At 70.7% G+C, this 15,424-nt stretch carries 16 protein-coding genes; 12 read left to right on the top strand and 4 right to left on the bottom strand.

The features are described 5' to 3' along the window. Nucleotides 1–9 precede the first annotated feature (9 nt). The 3 genes from AC1RLW_RS22115 to AC1RLW_RS22125 all read right to left on the bottom strand — a co-directional run bounded on the left by AC1RLW_RS22115 (nucleotide 10) and on the right by AC1RLW_RS22125 (nucleotide 3,761). Nucleotides 10–1,611, bottom strand: a complete 1,602-nt coding sequence (locus AC1RLW_RS22115; RefSeq protein WP_493195333.1) for an alpha/beta hydrolase family protein — start codon at nucleotides 1,609–1,611, stop codon at nucleotides 10–12. Between the two features lie 133 nt (nucleotides 1,612–1,744). Further along, nucleotides 1,745–3,166 carry a D-alanyl-D-alanine carboxypeptidase/D-alanyl-D-alanine endopeptidase gene (gene dacB, locus AC1RLW_RS22120; RefSeq protein WP_493195075.1) on the bottom strand — a complete coding sequence of 474 codons (1,422 nt, stop codon included), beginning with the start codon at nucleotides 3,164–3,166 and terminating at the stop codon, nucleotides 1,745–1,747. Nucleotides 3,167–3,173: 7 nt separating this feature from the next. After that, complete coding sequence (locus tag AC1RLW_RS22125; protein WP_493195077.1) at nucleotides 3,174–3,761, bottom strand: GDP-mannose pyrophosphatase; 588 nt, start codon at nucleotides 3,759–3,761, stop codon at nucleotides 3,174–3,176. Nucleotides 3,762–3,839: 78 nt separating this feature from the next. On the opposite strand from AC1RLW_RS22125, the gene AC1RLW_RS22130 reads away from it, so the two are divergent. From AC1RLW_RS22130 to pyrF, 6 genes are read left to right on the top strand one after another with little or no spacing between them, the layout of a single operon-like run. Continuing rightward, nucleotides 3,840–4,607, top strand: coding sequence for a DeoR/GlpR family DNA-binding transcription regulator (locus AC1RLW_RS22130; RefSeq protein ID WP_493195078.1), 768 nt, complete (start codon nucleotides 3,840–3,842; stop codon nucleotides 4,605–4,607). 47 nt (nucleotides 4,608–4,654) lie between these two features. After that, entirely contained in the window at nucleotides 4,655–5,674 is a 1,020-nt protein-coding gene (locus AC1RLW_RS22135) for a DMT family transporter (protein WP_493195080.1), read from the top strand. Continuing rightward, nucleotides 5,667–6,377 (top strand): tRNA (adenosine(37)-N6)-threonylcarbamoyltransferase complex dimerization subunit type 1 TsaB, encoded by a 711-nt coding sequence (gene tsaB / locus AC1RLW_RS22140; RefSeq protein ID WP_493195082.1) that lies wholly within the window; start codon nucleotides 5,667–5,669, stop codon nucleotides 6,375–6,377. Before AC1RLW_RS22135 ends, tsaB begins: the two co-directional genes overlap by 8 nt. Continuing rightward, complete coding sequence (rimI, locus tag AC1RLW_RS22145) at nucleotides 6,374–6,916, top strand: ribosomal protein S18-alanine N-acetyltransferase (protein WP_062483095.1); 543 nt, start codon at nucleotides 6,374–6,376, stop codon at nucleotides 6,914–6,916. Before tsaB ends, rimI begins: the two co-directional genes overlap by 4 nt. Beyond that, nucleotides 6,913–7,746, top strand: a complete 834-nt coding sequence (locus tag AC1RLW_RS22150) for a uracil-DNA glycosylase family protein (RefSeq protein WP_493195084.1) — start codon at nucleotides 6,913–6,915, stop codon at nucleotides 7,744–7,746. Before rimI ends, AC1RLW_RS22150 begins: the two co-directional genes overlap by 4 nt. Nucleotides 7,747–7,779: 33 nt before the next feature. Next, nucleotides 7,780–8,604 carry an orotidine-5'-phosphate decarboxylase gene (gene pyrF, locus AC1RLW_RS22155; RefSeq protein WP_062477481.1) on the top strand — a complete coding sequence of 275 codons (825 nt, stop codon included), beginning with the start codon at nucleotides 7,780–7,782 and terminating at the stop codon, nucleotides 8,602–8,604. Between the two features lie 7 nt (nucleotides 8,605–8,611). Here the strand turns inward: pyrF and AC1RLW_RS22160 are convergent, their stop codons facing one another. Further along, complete coding sequence (locus AC1RLW_RS22160) at nucleotides 8,612–9,346, bottom strand: helix-turn-helix domain-containing protein (protein ID WP_062477478.1); 735 nt, start codon at nucleotides 9,344–9,346, stop codon at nucleotides 8,612–8,614. Nucleotides 9,347–9,484: 138 nt separating this feature from the next. On the opposite strand from AC1RLW_RS22160, the gene AC1RLW_RS22165 reads away from it, so the two are divergent. The 6 genes from AC1RLW_RS22165 (at nucleotide 9,485) to AC1RLW_RS22190 (ending at nucleotide 15,416) form a co-directional block, all read left to right on the top strand. After that, on the top strand, nucleotides 9,485–10,342 hold the full coding sequence (locus AC1RLW_RS22165; RefSeq protein ID WP_493195085.1) for a hypothetical protein: 858 nt from the start codon (nucleotides 9,485–9,487) through the stop codon (nucleotides 10,340–10,342). A 63-nt stretch (nucleotides 10,343–10,405) separates the two neighbouring features. Further along, nucleotides 10,406–12,361, top strand: coding sequence for an MFS transporter (locus tag AC1RLW_RS22170; RefSeq protein ID WP_493195086.1), 1,956 nt, complete (start codon nucleotides 10,406–10,408; stop codon nucleotides 12,359–12,361). 210 nt (nucleotides 12,362–12,571) lie between these two features. Continuing rightward, entirely contained in the window at nucleotides 12,572–13,018 is a 447-nt protein-coding gene (locus tag AC1RLW_RS22175) for a hypothetical protein (protein WP_493195335.1), read from the top strand. Then, nucleotides 13,015–13,815 (top strand): DUF2145 domain-containing protein, encoded by an 801-nt coding sequence (locus tag AC1RLW_RS22180; RefSeq protein ID WP_493195088.1) that lies wholly within the window; start codon nucleotides 13,015–13,017, stop codon nucleotides 13,813–13,815. Before AC1RLW_RS22175 ends, AC1RLW_RS22180 begins: the two co-directional genes overlap by 4 nt. A gap of 31 nt (nucleotides 13,816–13,846) precedes the next feature. Further along, nucleotides 13,847–14,947 carry a serine endopeptidase gene (locus tag AC1RLW_RS22185; protein WP_070063203.1) on the top strand — a complete coding sequence of 367 codons (1,101 nt, stop codon included), beginning with the start codon at nucleotides 13,847–13,849 and terminating at the stop codon, nucleotides 14,945–14,947. 91 nt (nucleotides 14,948–15,038) lie between these two features. Then, nucleotides 15,039–15,416 carry a DUF3597 domain-containing protein gene (locus AC1RLW_RS22190; RefSeq protein ID WP_095747238.1) on the top strand — a complete coding sequence of 126 codons (378 nt, stop codon included), beginning with the start codon at nucleotides 15,039–15,041 and terminating at the stop codon, nucleotides 15,414–15,416. Nucleotides 15,417–15,424 lie beyond the last annotated feature (8 nt).

Here is a 15,424-nt window from a genome sequence, read left to right on the forward strand (position 1 = left end):
CCGCGGGGCTCAGCCCCCGGCCGCCAGCACTCCCTGGAAGAACCCGCGCGCTGCCGCCAGGCAGAACGGTGGCGCCAGCGTGCCGTGGTAGGCCGCGGTCACGGCGCGCGCCTTGTCGGCGGCGCTGCCCGGCGTGCTCTGTGCCAGCAGGTCCTTCGCCTGCGCGAAGCCGGCGCGTGCGGCCGAGTAGCTGTCGGTGGTGCCGCGGTCTTCCAGGTCGACCACCGCGAGCGCGGCGGCCGGCATGCCCTTGGCGCGGAAGTAGCCGGCCGTGGCGCGGGTGCTCAGGAAGTTCACGGTCGGGTCGTTCGCGCCGCTGCACAGCAGCATCGGCTTGGTCGGCACCCAGTTGCGCAGGTCGTTGGCGATGGCCGCCTTGCGGAAGCCCGTGGCGGGCTTGCAGTCCAGCGGCGAGGCCGAGCCGAGCGACGCGGCCGTGGCCGGCAGCGCGTTGCCGGGGCAGGGGGCCGACTGGATGTCGGTGGCCGCCTGCGTGAGGAAGCTCTGCTTGATGAGGTTGTTGGCGCCGTAGAAGATCGCCAGCTCGGGGCTCACCGGGCCCGGCTTGCCGTCGGCCGGGAACAGCGCCAGCTGCGGCAGCTTGCCGCTGGAGAACAGCGTGCCCGGCGTGAGGGTGGGCAGCAGCGTGTCGATGCCGGTGGCGTACTGCGCCTCGTAGACGTCGCTGGTGCTGTTGTAGACGTTGCCGAACTGCTGCTGCCAGCTGGTCGACAGCAGCGGCACGAACAGCGTGGCGCCCAGCGCCGGCCAGCCCAGGTAGGTGTAGTCGGTCAGGAGGCTGATGGCCGAGGGCGCGGCCAGCGGGGCCGAGGCCGTCACGGTCTTGCCGGTGGCCTGCATCTCGCGATGCGCGGCCATCGCCACGTAGCCGCCCTGCGAATAGCCGGTGATGAACAGCGAGCCGGCGTCGTTCGCGCCGATGTCCGAGAAGGTCTTGCGCGCCGCGGTGAGCGCATCGACCATGTCCTTGCCCTGCTGCTCGCCGTTGAGGTACGGGTGGTAGGGCAGCGTCGACTTGTCGTAGCCCGCGTAGTTGGGCGCCACCACGATGTAGCCCTGCGCCGCGAACATGGCCGCCACCATCAGCCCTTCGCCGGCGGCCGGCTGGGTGGTGTCGGTCCACTTGGCGAGGTTGTAGTTGCGCGCCGGCGTGGTGCCGTGCGCGTACAGCACCACGGGGCGCGCGCCGCTGCAGGCGACGTCGGAACCCGAGGGCACCATGATCGCGGCGGTGGCGTTGGTGGCTTCGTTCTTGCCGCCGACGGTGCGGTACTCGAGGTAGCGCATGTCGACGCCGCACTTGGGCGCGCCGGTGACCTGCAGCAGCGCCTTGCCCTGGTCGGAGGCCTGCAGGCTGGCCCTGAACTGGTCGGCCGTGAGCTTGGTGCCCTGCTCGGGCGGGCTGGTGACGACCGAGCCGCGCCCGGTGTCGCTGCCGCCGCCCGGCGGCGGAAAGCCGATGCCGATGCCGCCCCCACCGCCGCCTCCGCCGCAGGCGGCGAGCAGCAACGTGGCGCCGGCGAGCGTCGCCGCGGCGGTGACCCGGCGGGCCGGGAAGGACGAGGGCTGTGAATGCCGTGGGTGCTGCAAGGTCAAGGCGCGTCTCCTGGAGTTGTATCGAAAACGAACGAGCGTCCGATTCTGGGCAGCGCCATGGCCGCGCGCAAGCAGCGTTTGCGAGCAGAACCTATTCAGTAGCGGGGCGGTTCGGGCCCCGTCCGAGTCACTGGTCCTGCGCGGTCCAGTCGATCAGCGCGTCGAAGGCGGCGCGCGCGGCGCCGGCGTTCTCGCCGTTGGCGATGGCCACCAGCACGTAGCGCCGGCCGCTCGCGCCGTGCACGTAGCCGGCCACGCCCGAGGCGTCGCGCAGCGTGCCGGTCTTCAGGTGCGCCGCGCCGCCCGAGCGCAGCGTGCGCCGCTTCAGCGTGCCGTCCACGCCCATCGCGGGCAGCGAGGCCACCAGCTCGGGCATCACGGGCGAGCGCCATGCCACCTGCAGCATCTTGCCGAGCGCGGCGGCGCTGATGCGCTCGTCGCGCGACAGGCCCGAGCCGTTCTCGAACACCGGCGAGGCCTCGCCCGTGCCGATGCGCTCGCGCCACCACTGGCCCAGCGCGCTGCGCGAGGCCTCGAAGGTGCCGCGCTGCTTCTGCGTGAGGCCCAGCGTGAGGAACACCTGCTGCGCCATCACGTTGTTGCTGTACTTGTTGATGTCGCGCACCACCTCGGCCAGCGGCGGCGACTCGAAGTCGAAGGCCGGCTTCAGGCCCGCGGGCACGCGGCCCTCGCGCATCTGGCCGCCCACGCGCCCGCCCATCTCGGCCCACATGCCGCCGATGGCGCGCAGGCTGTAGGTGCGCGGGTCGGCGTAGGCCACGGCCCAGCTCTTCTCGCCGCAGCCCGTGGGAAAGCCGCCGTTGAAGCGGATGCGGTTCACGTCGCTGAAGTCGGGCTTGAGCGCACCGCGCCAGTCGCCGCATTCGCCGGGCGCCAGCGGCACCGTGGGCGGCATCGCCACGCTGGCCAGCGGGGGCTCGTAGCTCACGCGCGCGTACTGGCCGGCGCGGTCGGGCGCGAAGGTCATGTTGACCGACTTGAAGTTCACCAGCAGCGCGTCGGGCGAGGCGTTGTAGGGGCGCAGCGGCTCGCCGTCGAAGGCGGCCGGGTCGTTCTCGACCGTGGTCTCGAAGGCGCTGCGGTCGATCACGATGTCGCCGCTCACGGTGGTGATGCCCAGGCCTTGCACGTGGCGCAGCAGCAGCCACACGCGCTCCAGCACCAGCTTGGGATCGCCCTGGCCCTTGATGTAGAGGTTGCCGTTGAGCACGCCGTTGGCCACCGTGCCCTCGACGTAGACCGGCGTGTTCCAGCTGTAGGCCGGACCGAGCAGGTCGAGCGCCGCGTAGGTGGTCACCAGCTTCATGATCGAGGCCGGGTTCACCGGCACCTGCGAGCGCCAGGCCAGGCGCGGCGCGCGGCCCGCGTCGGCATCGGCCACGAGCAGGGTCACGGCCTCGCGCGACACCTTGGCGCGCGCGAGGGCGGCATCGACTTGAGGCGGAAGGGCTTGCTGGGCGAAGGCGCCGGCCGGAGCCAGCAGGGCGAGGGTCAGTGCGAGGGGCGCAGGGCGGAAGGCAAGAGGCATCCGCGGATTATCCCGGCGGGAAAACGTGCAGCTTCGCGTGGTACAGCAGCATGACCGTCTTGGCGTCGGCGATGCGGCCGTCGGCCACCATGGCCAGCGCTTCGTCGATGCCCAGCTCGAGCACCTCGATGTCCTCGCCCTCTTCCGCCAGCCCGCCGCCCGCGCCGACGCGCATCGAGGCCTCGTAGGGCGCGACGAAGAAGTGCAGCTTCTCGGTCACCGAGCCCGGGCTCATGAAGCTCTCGAACACCTTCTGCACGGTGCCGAGCCGGTAGCCCAACTCTTCTTCCACCTCGGCGCGGATGCGCTCCTCGGGCGCGGCGTTGTCCAGCAGGCCCGCGGCGGCTTCGATCAACAGGTCGTCGTGGCCGTTGACGAAAGCCGGGTAGCGGAACTGCCGCGTGAGCAGCACCGTGCGCTGGCCCAGGTGATACGGCAGCAGCGTGGCGCCGTTGCCGCGGTCGTAGGTCTCGCGGTGCATGCGCTGCCACTCGCCGTCGTTGCGCCGCCAGTCGAAGGCGGTGGTGCGCAGCGTGTACCAGTTGTCGGACAGGAGGGTGACTTCGTGCACCCGGACGCGGTCGTGAATGGTCATGGCGGCGAGCATAGAACCGAGTTCGTGCAATATCAAGAAGATTCGTGCAATAACGTGCAAACCCGTTACCATCGGCCCATGCTCACCCGACCGCGCAAGCAACACATCCTCTCGGTCCTGCGGCGCGACGGCCAGGTCGTCGCCAAGGCGCTCAGCGAGGAACTGGCCCTGTCCGAAGACACCATCCGCCGCGACCTGCGCGAGCTCGCGGCCGAAGGGCTGCTGCAGCGCGTGCACGGTGGCGCGCTGCCGGTCGCGGCGGCCGAGGCCGACTTCAGCGGCCGCCAGCAGCTCGCGCCCGACGAAAAAGTGGCCATCGGCCGCGCCGCCGCGCGCCTCGTGAAGCCGGGGCAGGTCGTGTTCATCGATGGCGGCACCACGGCCGTGCAGCTGGCGCGCCACCTGCCGCTCGCGCTGCAGGCCACGGTGGTCACGCACAGCCCGTCGGTGGCGGTCGAGCTGGCGGCGCACGCCGGCATCGAGGTGGTGCTGATCGGCGGGCGCCTCTTCCGGCATTCGATGGTGGCGGTCGGCGCGGCGGCCATGGCGGCCATTTCGCGCATCCATGCCGACACGTATTTCATGGGCGCCACCGGCGTGCACGCCGAGGCGGGCCTGACCACGGGCGACGCGGAAGAGGCCGAGATCAAGCGCGCGCTGATGGCCGCAGCCGCGGAGACCGTCGTGCTGGCTTCGTCCGAAAAGCTCGGGGCCGCGTCGGCCTGGGTGGTGAACCCGCTGGCGGACGCGACGCAGCTGCTGGTGGCGCCGCAGGCCCCCGAGCAGGCGCTGGCGCCGCTGCGCGCGGCCGGGCTGGCGATCCTGCGCGCCGACGAGGCCGGCTGATTCGCCCCGCCTCTGCGCGGCCGGGGCCTGCCCTCGATAATGGCGGGATGCCCGCCGCGCCCCCGCAGACCTCCCCGCCCCTCCTGTCTCCCCGCATGCTCGGCATCGGCGCGGCCGTGGTCACCGTCGTGGTCTGGACCGCCTTCATCCTCATCGCGCGCGCCTCGGCCGCGCGCTCGCTCACGCCCTTCGACCTGGCCTTTGCGCGCGTCTGCGGCGCCAGCCTGGTGCTGGTGCCCTGGGGCGCGTGGCTGGCGACGAAGCACCGCGGTGCCGTGTCCTCGTTCTTCGGCCTGTCGCCGCTGTCGCTGCGCATCACCGCCACCGCCGGCATCTTCGGCGGCGTGGCCTACGCGCTCATCGCCTACAGCGGCTTCTTCTTCGCGCCGGCCGGCCATGCCGCCGTGCTGATGCCCGGCAGCCTGCCGCTGTGGACCACGCTGCTGGCCGCGCTGGTGCTGCGCGACCGCATCACCCCCACGCGCGCCATCGGCCTGGCGATGATCGTCGCGGGCGACCTCGTGGTCGGCGGGCGCAGCCTGCTGCACGCCTTCGAGGGCGGCGAGGTCTGGAAGGGCGACCTGATGTTCATGGGCGCCGCCTTCTGCTGGGCCTGCTACAGCGTGGTGGCGCGCCGCCACGGCCTGGACGCGGTGCGCGCGACCATCGCCATCACCGTGTTCGCGCTCATGACCTATGTGCCGGTCTACACCTTGCTGGTGGCTTCGGGCGCGGTCGTGAGCCACATCGGCAGTGCGCCGTGGGGCGAGGTCGCGTTTCAGATGGCCTTCCAGGGCGTCGGCTCGGTGGTGATCTCGGGCATCACCTTCACGAAGATGATCCAGCACTTCGGCCCCGTGCGCACCACCATGATCACGGCGCTGGTGCCGGGCCTGTCGGCCTTCGGCGCGGTGCTGTGGCTGGACGAACCCATGCACTGGAGCCTGGTCGCCGGTCTTGCGCTGGTGACGGCCGGCATCCTGTTCGGCGTGCGCGCGGCAGCCGTGCGCGTGGCGCCGGTCTGCCCGACGCCGTGCCCGGCGGGAATGGGGCGTCCGAATGTCTGACAAGCTGCTGGCCTTCGACACGAGCACCGAGCACCTGTCGGTCGCGGTGCGCCACGGCGACCGCGTGCTGGCGCACAGCGGCGTGGGCGGCGCGCAGGCGTCGAGCACGCTGCTGCCGTTGATCCGCGAGCTGCTCGCCGACGCGGGGCTCGCGCTGGCCGAGCTCGACGCCATCGTCTTCGGGCGCGGCCCGGGCTCCTTCACCGGCCTGCGCACCGCCTGCTCGGTGGCGCAGGGCCTGGCCTTCGGCGCCAAGGTGCCGCTGCTGCCGGTCGACACCCTGCTGGCCGTGGCCGACGAGGCGCGCGATGCCTTCGGCGCACAGCGCGTGGTGGCTGTGCTCGACGCGCGCATGGACCAGCTCTACGCCGCGCACTACGACTTCGCCGCCGCCGGCCCGTTCGGCGGCGATCCCGAGCCGCTGCTGCTCGCCCCCGAGGCGCTCGAGGTGCCGGCCGGCTGGGCGCTCGCCGGCAACGCCTTCACCGCCTACGGCCCGCGCCTGGCGAGCGCCACGGCCCGCCACGAGGTGCTGCCCACGGCCGCCGCCATGCTGCGGCTGGCGCCCGCGCTGCTCGCGGCCGGGCGCACCGTGCCCGCCGCGCAGGCCTGGCCGCTGTATGTTCGCGATAAAGTGGCGCAAACCACCGAGGAACGCGCCGCCATCAAGGCGGCGGCCGCCGTTCCGCCGAACCCCGCATGAGCGCCGTCCTCCAGTCCGTCGAAGCCCGTCTTGAACCGCTCACCGTCGAGCGGATCGACGCCGTGTGCGCGGTCGAGCAGACGGCCTACACGCACCCCTGGACGCGCGCCAACTTCACCGATTCGATGGCCGTGGGCTACCACTGCCAGTGCCTGCTGGCGCCCGGCGTGGCGCCGGGTGTCGAGTCGCCCTGCACCAGCCTGGGCGAAACGCTGATCGGCTACTTCGTCGCCATGAAGGGCGTGGACGAGGTGCACCTGCTCAACATCACCGTGGCGCCGGCCTTCCAGCGCCAGGGCTGGGCGCCGCTCATGCTCGAGGCGCTGGCCGGCTGGTCGCGCGGCGAGGGCGCGCTGTGGCTGTGGCTCGAGGTGCGCGAAAGCAACCGGCGCGCGCTCGACATCTACCTGCGGCAAGGCTTTCGCAGCGTCGGCGTGCGCAAGGGCTACTACCCGGCGTTCGACGGCAAGCGTGAAGACGCGGTCGTCATGAGCATGCGCCTCAACGAAACAGGCTCCGCCTGGGGAGCTTTGCGATGACGGACACCGCGGTCCACACCCTGCGCCTGGACGCGCGCCAGCGCGCCATGCTCGACGAAATGGGCGTGAAGGTCTGGTGGCCCGTGCCGCCGGAACCCGAGATCGAAGTCGAAGCCGAGCCGGAGGCTCCCGTGGCCGCTGATTCCGGCATGCCCGACATGCCCGAAGGCCCGCCGCTGGAGCTCGACGATCGCGACCAGTCGTACGACGCGCCGCCTCCGTCGCGCCCGGCACCGGCGCCCGTCGCCCGTCCCGTGGCCGCCCCGGCGCCGCGTCCTGTCGCGCCGGCGCCCGTCGCGCAAGGCGCCGCCGTGCTGGTCGAAGCGCCCTGCCGCCTGTACGCCGACAAGGCCGATGCCGCGGCGCCGGTGCAGGGCGGCTGGCTGGTCGTGGCCGACATGCCCCCCGAGGCCGACGGCCGCCACGGCGAGCCTTTCGCGGGCGACGCCGGCCGCCTGCTCGACAACATGCTGCGTGCGCTGAAGCTGCACGACGGCCGCACGCCCGTGCACCTGATGCGCACGCACCGCGGCGTGGCCGCTGGCCAGCCCGGCGCCCCGCAGCCGATCGACGCCGCCTTCGACGCCCACGCGGCGGCGCTGGCGCCCTGCGTCGTGCTGGCGATGGGCCCGCTGGCCGCGCAGAGCCTGATGCAAAGCCGCGATCCGCTGGGCAAGCTGCGCGGTCGTGCCGTGCCGCTGGCGTCGGCCAACGGCGTGCCGGTGGTGGCCACCTACCACCCCGCCTACCTGCTACGCAACCCGGCCGACAAGGCCCGCGCCTGGGCCGACCTGTGCCTGGCCGCGGAGCAGGCCACCCCTTCGGCCTGAGGTCGGCGGGCGGGGTCCGTAAAATCGGGCCCCATGACTTTCCTCGACAAGCTGGCCGCTGCACAGCAAACCAACGGTTCGTTGCTCTGCGTGGGCCTCGACCCGGAGCCAGCCAAATTCCCGGGGGCGTACAAGGGCGACGCCAGCCGCATCTATGACTTCTGCGCGCGCATCGTCGACGCGACGGCCGACCTGGTCATCGCCTTCAAGCCCCAGATCGCCTACTTCGCGGCCCACCGCGCCGAAGACCAGCTCGAACGCCTGATGGAGCACATGCGCCGCAACGCGCCCCATGTGCCCACCATCCTGGACGCCAAGCGCGGCGACATCGGTTCCACCGCCGAGCAGTACGCGCTCGAAGCCTTCGAGCGCTACGGCGCCGACGCCGTGACCCTGTCGCCCTTCATGGGCTTCGACTCGGTCGCGCCGTATCTCCAGTACGAAGGCAAGGGCGCCTTCCTGCTGTGCCGCACCAGCAACCCCGGCGGTTCCGACCTGCAGGGCCAGCGTCTGGCCAGCGTCGAGGGCCAGCCCTTCCTGTACGAGCACGTCGCCCGCCTGGCGCAGGGCCCGTGGAACCTCAACGGCCAGCTCGGCCTCGTGGTGGGCGCGACCTACCCGGCCGAGATCGAGCGCGTGCGCGAACTCGCGCCGACGGTGCCGCTGCTGATCCCGGGCGTCGGTGCCCAGGGCGGCGACGCGGTCGCCACCGTGCGCGCCGGCTGGCGCGCCGACGCGCCGATCATCGTGAACTCGTCGCGGGCGATCATCTACGCCTCGTCGGGCGAAGACTTCGCCGACGCGGCGAAGAACGCGGCGCGCACCACGCGCGACGCATTGGAAGCAGCGAAGCCCTGACGGGCCTTCAGTTCCGCCGCAGGCGGGTGAAGAGTTCGAATTCCCAGTTGCGCATGCCCAGCAGCAGGGTGTAGCCCTCGCGGTCCTTGGCCGACAGCTTCTGGTCGGTCTGGTGCTGCTGCGCGAAATCTTGCGCCACGCGCTGCAGCCGCTCCATGAAGGCGGGCGCCAGCGACCGGCTGATCGAGCCGTGCACCAGCAGCAGGCCTTCGGCCGGGCCGTCGAAGCCGCCCTTGTAGTAGTCGAGCACCACGTTCTCGCGGAAGAACTCCATCACCGGGCCGTGCGGGCGCCAGCGGAAGGTTTTCGCGAGCTTCAGGCGATACCGGTTGAGCGGGCGCAGCTCGATGATGCCGATGCGGTCCAGCTGCGCCAGGCAGCCGATGCACTCGGCCTCGGTGATCCGGTACGACGACACGATCTGCTCCAGCGTCCACTGGCTCAGCACGCTGATCGCCACCAGCAGCAGCTTCTTGTCCTTGACCACGGCTTTCTCCTGCTCGTGGGTCAGCTCCTTCAGCAGCGGCTGCGCGTCGGCCACGCGCCGCGCCAGCTCGGCGAAATCGATCTTCAGGGCGCGGCAGATCGCATCGACGCGCGACAGCGGCATGTCGCTCTTGGCCAGCATGCGCTTGACGCTGGACTCCGCCATGTCCAGCGACCGGGCCAGGTCGGCATACGTCATGCGGGCGCTTTTGAGTTCGTTCTTGAGGGCCTGGACCAGGTCGACGGTGGTGCTCATGAAGGGAGGGTACGGGTTGAAGGTATAGAAAAAGGATACCGAAGGGAGTGAAATAGTGCCTCGTATCGATTCTCGATGCCTGGGGGAGGGCTGGCAACTAGATTCCACCCGCCAGCCACCACCCCACCGAGGAACGCCATGCTTCTGCCCACCCTGACACGCCGCGAACGCGGACTGTTGTTCACCTTCGCGCTGCTCCTGCTCGTCGCCTTCTTCGGCCCGGCGCTGCCGGCCGCCGACGTGGCGATCGCCTCGGTGTTCGCCGACAACCGGCCGCTGTTCCACCTGCCCAACGCGATGGACGTGCTGAGCAACCTGTCGTTCCTGGCGATCGGCTGCCTGGGGCTGTACCGGCTCAACCGCATCGACCGCTCGCACCAGGAAGCGCTGGCCGGGTTTCCGCTGGCGCCGCCCGCCAACGACCCGCCGGACAACACGCTGGATTGCGCCTGGCTGTTCTTCGCCGGCCTGATCGCCACCGCCGCCGGCTCGGCCTTCTATCACCTGCTGCCCGACGCGCCCCGCCTCGCCGCCGACCGCGCCGGCATGGCCGTGGCCTTCGCGGGCCTGATCGGCATCGCCGTCTGCGAACGCGTCAGCCAGCGCGCCGGCTGGCCGGCCGCCTGGTTCGTGCTCACGGCCGGCCTGCTGGCGGCCGAGGTCTGCCAGGAAACCGGCAACGTTCTGCCCTGGGCGCTGGTGCAGTTCGGCGGCATGGCGGTGGTGCTCACGCTGGCGCTGGCCACGCCGATGCGCGGCGCCGTCGGGCTCAAGCTGGGCTGGGTGATCGCGTTCTATGTGGTGGCCAAGGCCTTCGAACTGGGCGACCACGCCATCTACGAAGCCACCGGCCACCTCGTGTCGGGCCACACGCTCAAGCACCTGGTGGCGTCGCTGGCCGGCCTGCCTGTGCTGATGGCGCTGTACCGTCTTGAAAAGGGCTGGCGCGCGACGCTGCTGCGGCACAATCCCGACCCTGCCGCGATTGCGGTGTGACGCGGCCTGACCACCGGAACGCCGGTGGCGCAGCGGTAGAAGACAAAGAGGAGATTGCATCGCATGACAACCCCCGCCGCCGCCGCGACTGCGCCCGTGGTGCATGAGCCCAACGCCCACGCGAACCAGTTCGCCCTGCTCGGCCAGCGGCGCTTCGCGCCCTTCTTCTGGACCCAGTTCGCGGGGGCCGCGAACGACAACCTCTTCAAGTTCGCCTTCACCGTCATGGTGACCTACCAGCTGCAGCTGAGCTGGATGCCGCCGGCGATGGCGGGGCTGGTGATCGGTGCGCTGTTCATCCTGCCCTTCTTGCTGTTCTCGGCCACGGCCGGGCAGCTGACCGACAAGTTCGACAAGACGAAGATGATCCGCTTCGTCAAGAACCTCGAGATCGCGATCATGCTGATCGCCGCCTGGGGTTTCGTGCGCGCCGACGCGGTGGTGCTGCTGGGCTGCGTGTTCCTCATGGGGCTGCACTCCACGCTGTTCGGCCCGGTCAAGTTCGCCTACCTGCCGCAGGTGCTCGATTCGCGCGAGCTCACCGGCGGCAACGGCATGGTCGAGATGGGCACCTTCGTCGCCATCCTGCTGGGCCAGGTGGCGGGCGGGCTGCTGGTGGCGATGCCGCAGATCGGCCACACCACGGTGGCCGTGGCCTGCCTGCTGCTGGCGCTGGTGGGGCGCGGCGTGGCGCAGGCCATTCCGCCCGCGCCAGCCACCGACCCGAGCCTGGTCATCAACTGGAACCCCTTCAGCGAAACCTGGCGCAACCTGATGCTGGCGCGCGAGAACATCGTGGTGTTCCGCTCGCTGCTGGGCATCTCGTGGATGTGGTTCTTCGGCGCGGTGTTCCTGAGCCAGTTCCCCAGCTTTGCCAAGGAAGTGCTGCACGGCGACGAGCAGGTGGCCTCGCTGCTCTTGGTGGTGTTCTCGGTGGGCATCGGCGTGGGCTCGCTGCTGTGCGAGACGCTGAGCCGCCGGCAGGTGGAAATCGGCCTCGTGCCGCTGGGCGCCATCGGCATGAGCGTGTTCGCCATCGACCTGTACTTTGCCTCGCGCGCCTTGCCCCCGGCGACGGGCATGGGCCTGGGCGCCTTCATGCAGCAGCCGGCGCACTGGCGCGTGATGGCCGACCTGGGGCTGCTGTCGCTCTTCGCGGGCCTGTACAGCGTGCCGATGTACGCCCTGATCCAGTTGCGCAGCCAGCCCACGCACCGCGCGCGGATCATCGCGGCCAACAACATCCTCAATGCGCTCTTCATGATCGGCAGCTCGGTCATCGCGGGCGCGCTGCTCGGCGCGGGCTTCACGATCCCGCAGATCTTCCTGTTCACCGGCATCGCCAACGCGGTGGTCGCGTTCTACATCTTCATGCTGGTGCCCGAGTACCTGCTGCGCTTCGTGGCCTGGGTGCTGTCGCGCTTCGTGTACCGCTTCGACATCAAGGACGACCAGCACATTCCCACCGAGGGCGCCGCCGTGCTGGTGTGCAACCACGTGAGTTTCATCGACGCGGTGCTGCTGATGGCGGCGAGCCCGCGCCCGATCCGTTTCATCATGGACCACCGCATCTTCAAGGTCCCGGTGCTCGGCTGGCTGTTCAAGCTGGCCAAGGCCATTCCGATCGCGCCGCAGAAGGAAGACCCGGCCGCGTACGAGGCGGCCTTTGCCAAGGCCATCGGCGTGCTGCGCGAGGGCGACCTGCTGGGCATCTTCCCCGAGGGCGCGATCACGCGCGACGGCGAGCTGCAGCCCTTCAAGGGCGGTGTGATGAAGATCCTCGAGGGCGCACGCGCCGAAGGCATCGAGCCGCCCGTGGTCCCGATGGCGCTGACCAACCTCTGGGGCTCGTACTTCAGCCGCATCGAGCTGCGCGGCGGCCAGCAGGTCGCCATGGCCAAGCCCTTCCGCCGCGGCCTCTTCAGCCGCGTGGGCCTGCGCGTGGGCCACCCCGTGGCGCCGCAGGAGGTGCAGCCCGAGACGCTGCACCAGCGCGTGGCCGGCCTGCTGGCTTCCTGAAGCGTGCGCCCCAAAGTATCTCTTCGGGATACTGCGGGACGCCAGGATCGCAACTGGTTGAAGTATTCGAGCCCCGCGGCGTGAAGGCGAACCATCATTCGCTCACCTTCACTGCGCCGCGAGGCCTTCATGCAACCCCTCTCATCCCCCACCGTTTCGATCGTCCAGCGCAGCCAGCCGGCTTCGCGCAAGACCGCCCTGGCGCGGTCGATGGCCGCCCTGGCCTTCGCCGCCTGCGCTGCGTTCGCGGGTGTGGCGACGCCGCTGTCCGCACGGGCCCAGAGCGAGGCCTCGGCCGCGCTGTCGCTGCTGCCCGTGGCCTCGGTGGTCGGTGCTGCTTCGGTCGTCGGTGCATCGGCCACTGCGGTGGTCGCCGTGCCCGCGGCGCTGTCGGTGGGCGGCTCGGTGCTCACCGTGATCGCGGTCGAGGCCTCGGTCGACGGCACCGTCTACCTGCTCGAACGCGCCTCGGACGGCGCCCGCGCCAGCGTCAAGGTGATGGGGCGCGCCACCCGCGGCGTGTCGGCGGCCGCCGGCACGGCCGTGGTCGTCAGCGTGATCGGCACGGGCGTCGTGCTCTCGGCTGCTGGCGAGGTGCTGGCCTTCGTGCCCAACGCGGTCGGCCGCGCACTGCTTCACAACGAAAGACTGTCGTGAAACCCGCCTCGCGCCCCGCGCTGCTGCTGGCGTTCACCGTCGCAGCGGTGCTGCCCTTGCAGGCGAACGCCGGCCGCTCGTGCGAACAGGTCAGGCCGACGCCGGCGCTCATCGTCAAGGGCATGCAGCTGGCCGAGCGCACCTCGCAGCAGCTCGATGCGAGCGGTGCGCGCGTGGTCATCCTGGCGCGCGCCGGACAAGACCTGAGCAAGTACGGCCTGCGCTATTCGCACCTGGGCATCGCGTACAAGACCGACGAGGGCCCGTGGCGCGTGGTGCACAAGCTCAACCACTGCGGCACGGCGGTGGCCGCGGTCTACCGGCAGGGGCTGGGCGAGTTCTTCCTCGACGACCTGTGGCGCTACGAGGCCGCCTGGTCCGTGCCCACGCCCGCGGTGCAGGCGCAGCTGATGGCCGCGCTGCGCGAGCCCGACGCGCGCCTCGTGCGCCTGAACGTGGCGCCCTACAGCATCGTGAGCTACGCCTGGGGCCAGAAGTACCAGCAGTCGAACCAGTGGGCCCTCGAGACCCTGGCCGCGGCGATGGAACCCGCCACCATCGGCACCCGCGCGCAGGCGCAGGCCTGGCTGCAGTTCAAGGGCTACGAGCCCACCACGCTGAACCTCGGCCCGCTGACTCGACTGGGCGGGCGCGTGGGCTCGGCCAACATCGCGTTCGACGATCATCCGAACGAGAAACGGTTTTCGGACCGCATCGAGACCGTGACCGTCGACTCGGTGTTCACCTGGCTGCCGCGCGCGGGCCTGGGCGCGGCGCCAGTCACACTCAAGCTCTGAGCGAAACGAAGAAAAGAAAGAAGGAACGACCATGAGCAAATCCCTGCGCCTCTCCGAGAAGTGGTTCCGCCGCGGCCTGTGGCTGGTGGCGTTCGTGTTCGCGAGCTTCCTGATCGGGCTGGGCAGCACGATCGTGGGCGACCTGCCGCAGGTCGAGCGCGTGCGCGTGCTCGACGACTTCATCGACAAGCCCGCGGCCGAGCCGCTGCGCGCCACCATCAAGGCCTCGGAGGCCGCCGAGCTGCAGGCCGCGCGCGACCTCGACCAGGCGCAGCTGCAGCTCAACACCGCGCAGCAGGCCAGCGCCAACGCGCGCGAGACCTTCGGCAACTGGATCGCCACGCGCCGCGCCACCGCGCAGCCCGACCAGGACACCGAGCTCATCGCGCGCACCAAGGCGCTCGACGCCTTCAAGCAGAAGGAAGACGCGGCGCAGCGCAAGGCCGACGCGCAGCGCCAGATCGCACTCGACGCGCGCCAGGCCGAGCAGCGTGCGCGCGCGGCATTGGGCGTGCTGGAACACGACGCGCAGCAGCGCCTGGACGCCGAGTACCGCCGCGTCGAACTGCGCGTGTTCGGCTACCGGCTCGCGCTGACCCTGCCGCTGCTGCTGGTGGCCGGCTGGCTGTTCGTGAAGAAGCGCAAGAGCACCTACTGGCCCTTCGTGTGGGGCTTCATCTTCTTTGCGCTGTTTGCCTTCTTCGTCGAGCTGGTGCCCTACCTGCCGAGCTACGGCGGCTACGTGCGCTACGTGGTGGGCATCGTGCTCACGGTGCTGGTGGGGCGCTACGCCATCGTGGCGCTCAACCGCTACCTGGCGCGCCAGAAGCTCGCCGAGCAGCAGCCCGACCAGGTGCGCCGCGAAGAGCTGAGCTACGACGTCGCGCTGGCCCGCCTGGCCAAGAGTGTGTGCCCCGGCTGCGAGCGGCCGGTCGACCTGAAGAACAACGAGATCGACTTCTGCCCGCACTGCGGCATCGGCCTGTTCGACCACTGCGGCCACTGCAGCACGCGCAAGAGCGCGTTCTCCAAGTTCTGCCACGCTTGCGGAACCTCGGCCGCTGCGCATACACCTGTGACCGGCACTGCGCAATCGGTCACGCCGGGCGCGCCGGTTCAGCCTGCCACGTAGCGAAAGCGCCGCACGGTCGTGCTACAACCCCGGGCTGCGTCACGCAACGCCGTGCCGCGGGTTTTCCCATTCACATTGACGGAGCACACCCATGAGCATTTTCGGCAAGATTTTTTCCAAGATTTTCCCGTCGGCCAACGCCGCTGAAGTCGTCGCCGCACCGCCGGCGGCTGCACCCGGCGCGCCGGCCGTTGCCGCACCGCCGCCCGCGATCCCGCTGGGCGACGTGCCCGCCGTCCTGGACGCGATGCCAGGTGCCGCCGGCCTGAACTGGCGCACCTCGATCGTCGACCTGCTCAAGTTGCTGGGCCTGGACAGCAGCCTCGCCGCGCGCAAGGAACTGGCCAGCGAAATCCTCTACAGCAACGGCGAACCGGGTTCGGCCGAATGGAACATCGGCCTGCACAAGCAGGTGATGACTCGCATCGCCGCCAATGGCGGCACGCTGCCGGCCGAACTGCGCGACTGATCGTCCCG

The sequence above is a fragment of the Variovorax sp. GW822-FHT04A09 genome (assembly GCF_058801005.1).

Coding starts and splice junctions, on each gene's coding strand:
- dacB (WP_493195075.1), bottom strand. CDS start 3,166: ATGCCTCTTGCCTTCCGCCCTGCGCCCCTCGCACTGACCCTCGCCCTG.
- AC1RLW_RS22125 (WP_493195077.1), bottom strand. CDS start 3,761: ATGACCATTCACGACCGCGTCCGGGTGCACGAAGTCACCCTCCTGTCC.
- AC1RLW_RS22130 (WP_493195078.1), top strand. CDS start 3,840: ATGCTCACCCGACCGCGCAAGCAACACATCCTCTCGGTCCTGCGGCGC.
- AC1RLW_RS22135 (WP_493195080.1), top strand. CDS start 4,655: ATGCCCGCCGCGCCCCCGCAGACCTCCCCGCCCCTCCTGTCTCCCCGC.
- tsaB (WP_493195082.1), top strand. CDS start 5,667: ATGTCTGACAAGCTGCTGGCCTTCGACACGAGCACCGAGCACCTGTCG.
- rimI (WP_062483095.1), top strand. CDS start 6,374: ATGAGCGCCGTCCTCCAGTCCGTCGAAGCCCGTCTTGAACCGCTCACC.
- AC1RLW_RS22150 (WP_493195084.1), top strand. CDS start 6,913: ATGACGGACACCGCGGTCCACACCCTGCGCCTGGACGCGCGCCAGCGC.
- pyrF (WP_062477481.1), top strand. CDS start 7,780: ATGACTTTCCTCGACAAGCTGGCCGCTGCACAGCAAACCAACGGTTCG.
- AC1RLW_RS22160 (WP_062477478.1), bottom strand. CDS start 9,346: ATGAGCACCACCGTCGACCTGGTCCAGGCCCTCAAGAACGAACTCAAA.
- AC1RLW_RS22165 (WP_493195085.1), top strand. CDS start 9,485: ATGCTTCTGCCCACCCTGACACGCCGCGAACGCGGACTGTTGTTCACC.
- AC1RLW_RS22170 (WP_493195086.1), top strand. CDS start 10,406: ATGACAACCCCCGCCGCCGCCGCGACTGCGCCCGTGGTGCATGAGCCC.
- AC1RLW_RS22175 (WP_493195335.1), top strand. CDS start 12,572: ATGGCCGCCCTGGCCTTCGCCGCCTGCGCTGCGTTCGCGGGTGTGGCG.
- AC1RLW_RS22185 (WP_070063203.1), top strand. CDS start 13,847: ATGAGCAAATCCCTGCGCCTCTCCGAGAAGTGGTTCCGCCGCGGCCTG.
- AC1RLW_RS22190 (WP_095747238.1), top strand. CDS start 15,039: ATGAGCATTTTCGGCAAGATTTTTTCCAAGATTTTCCCGTCGGCCAAC.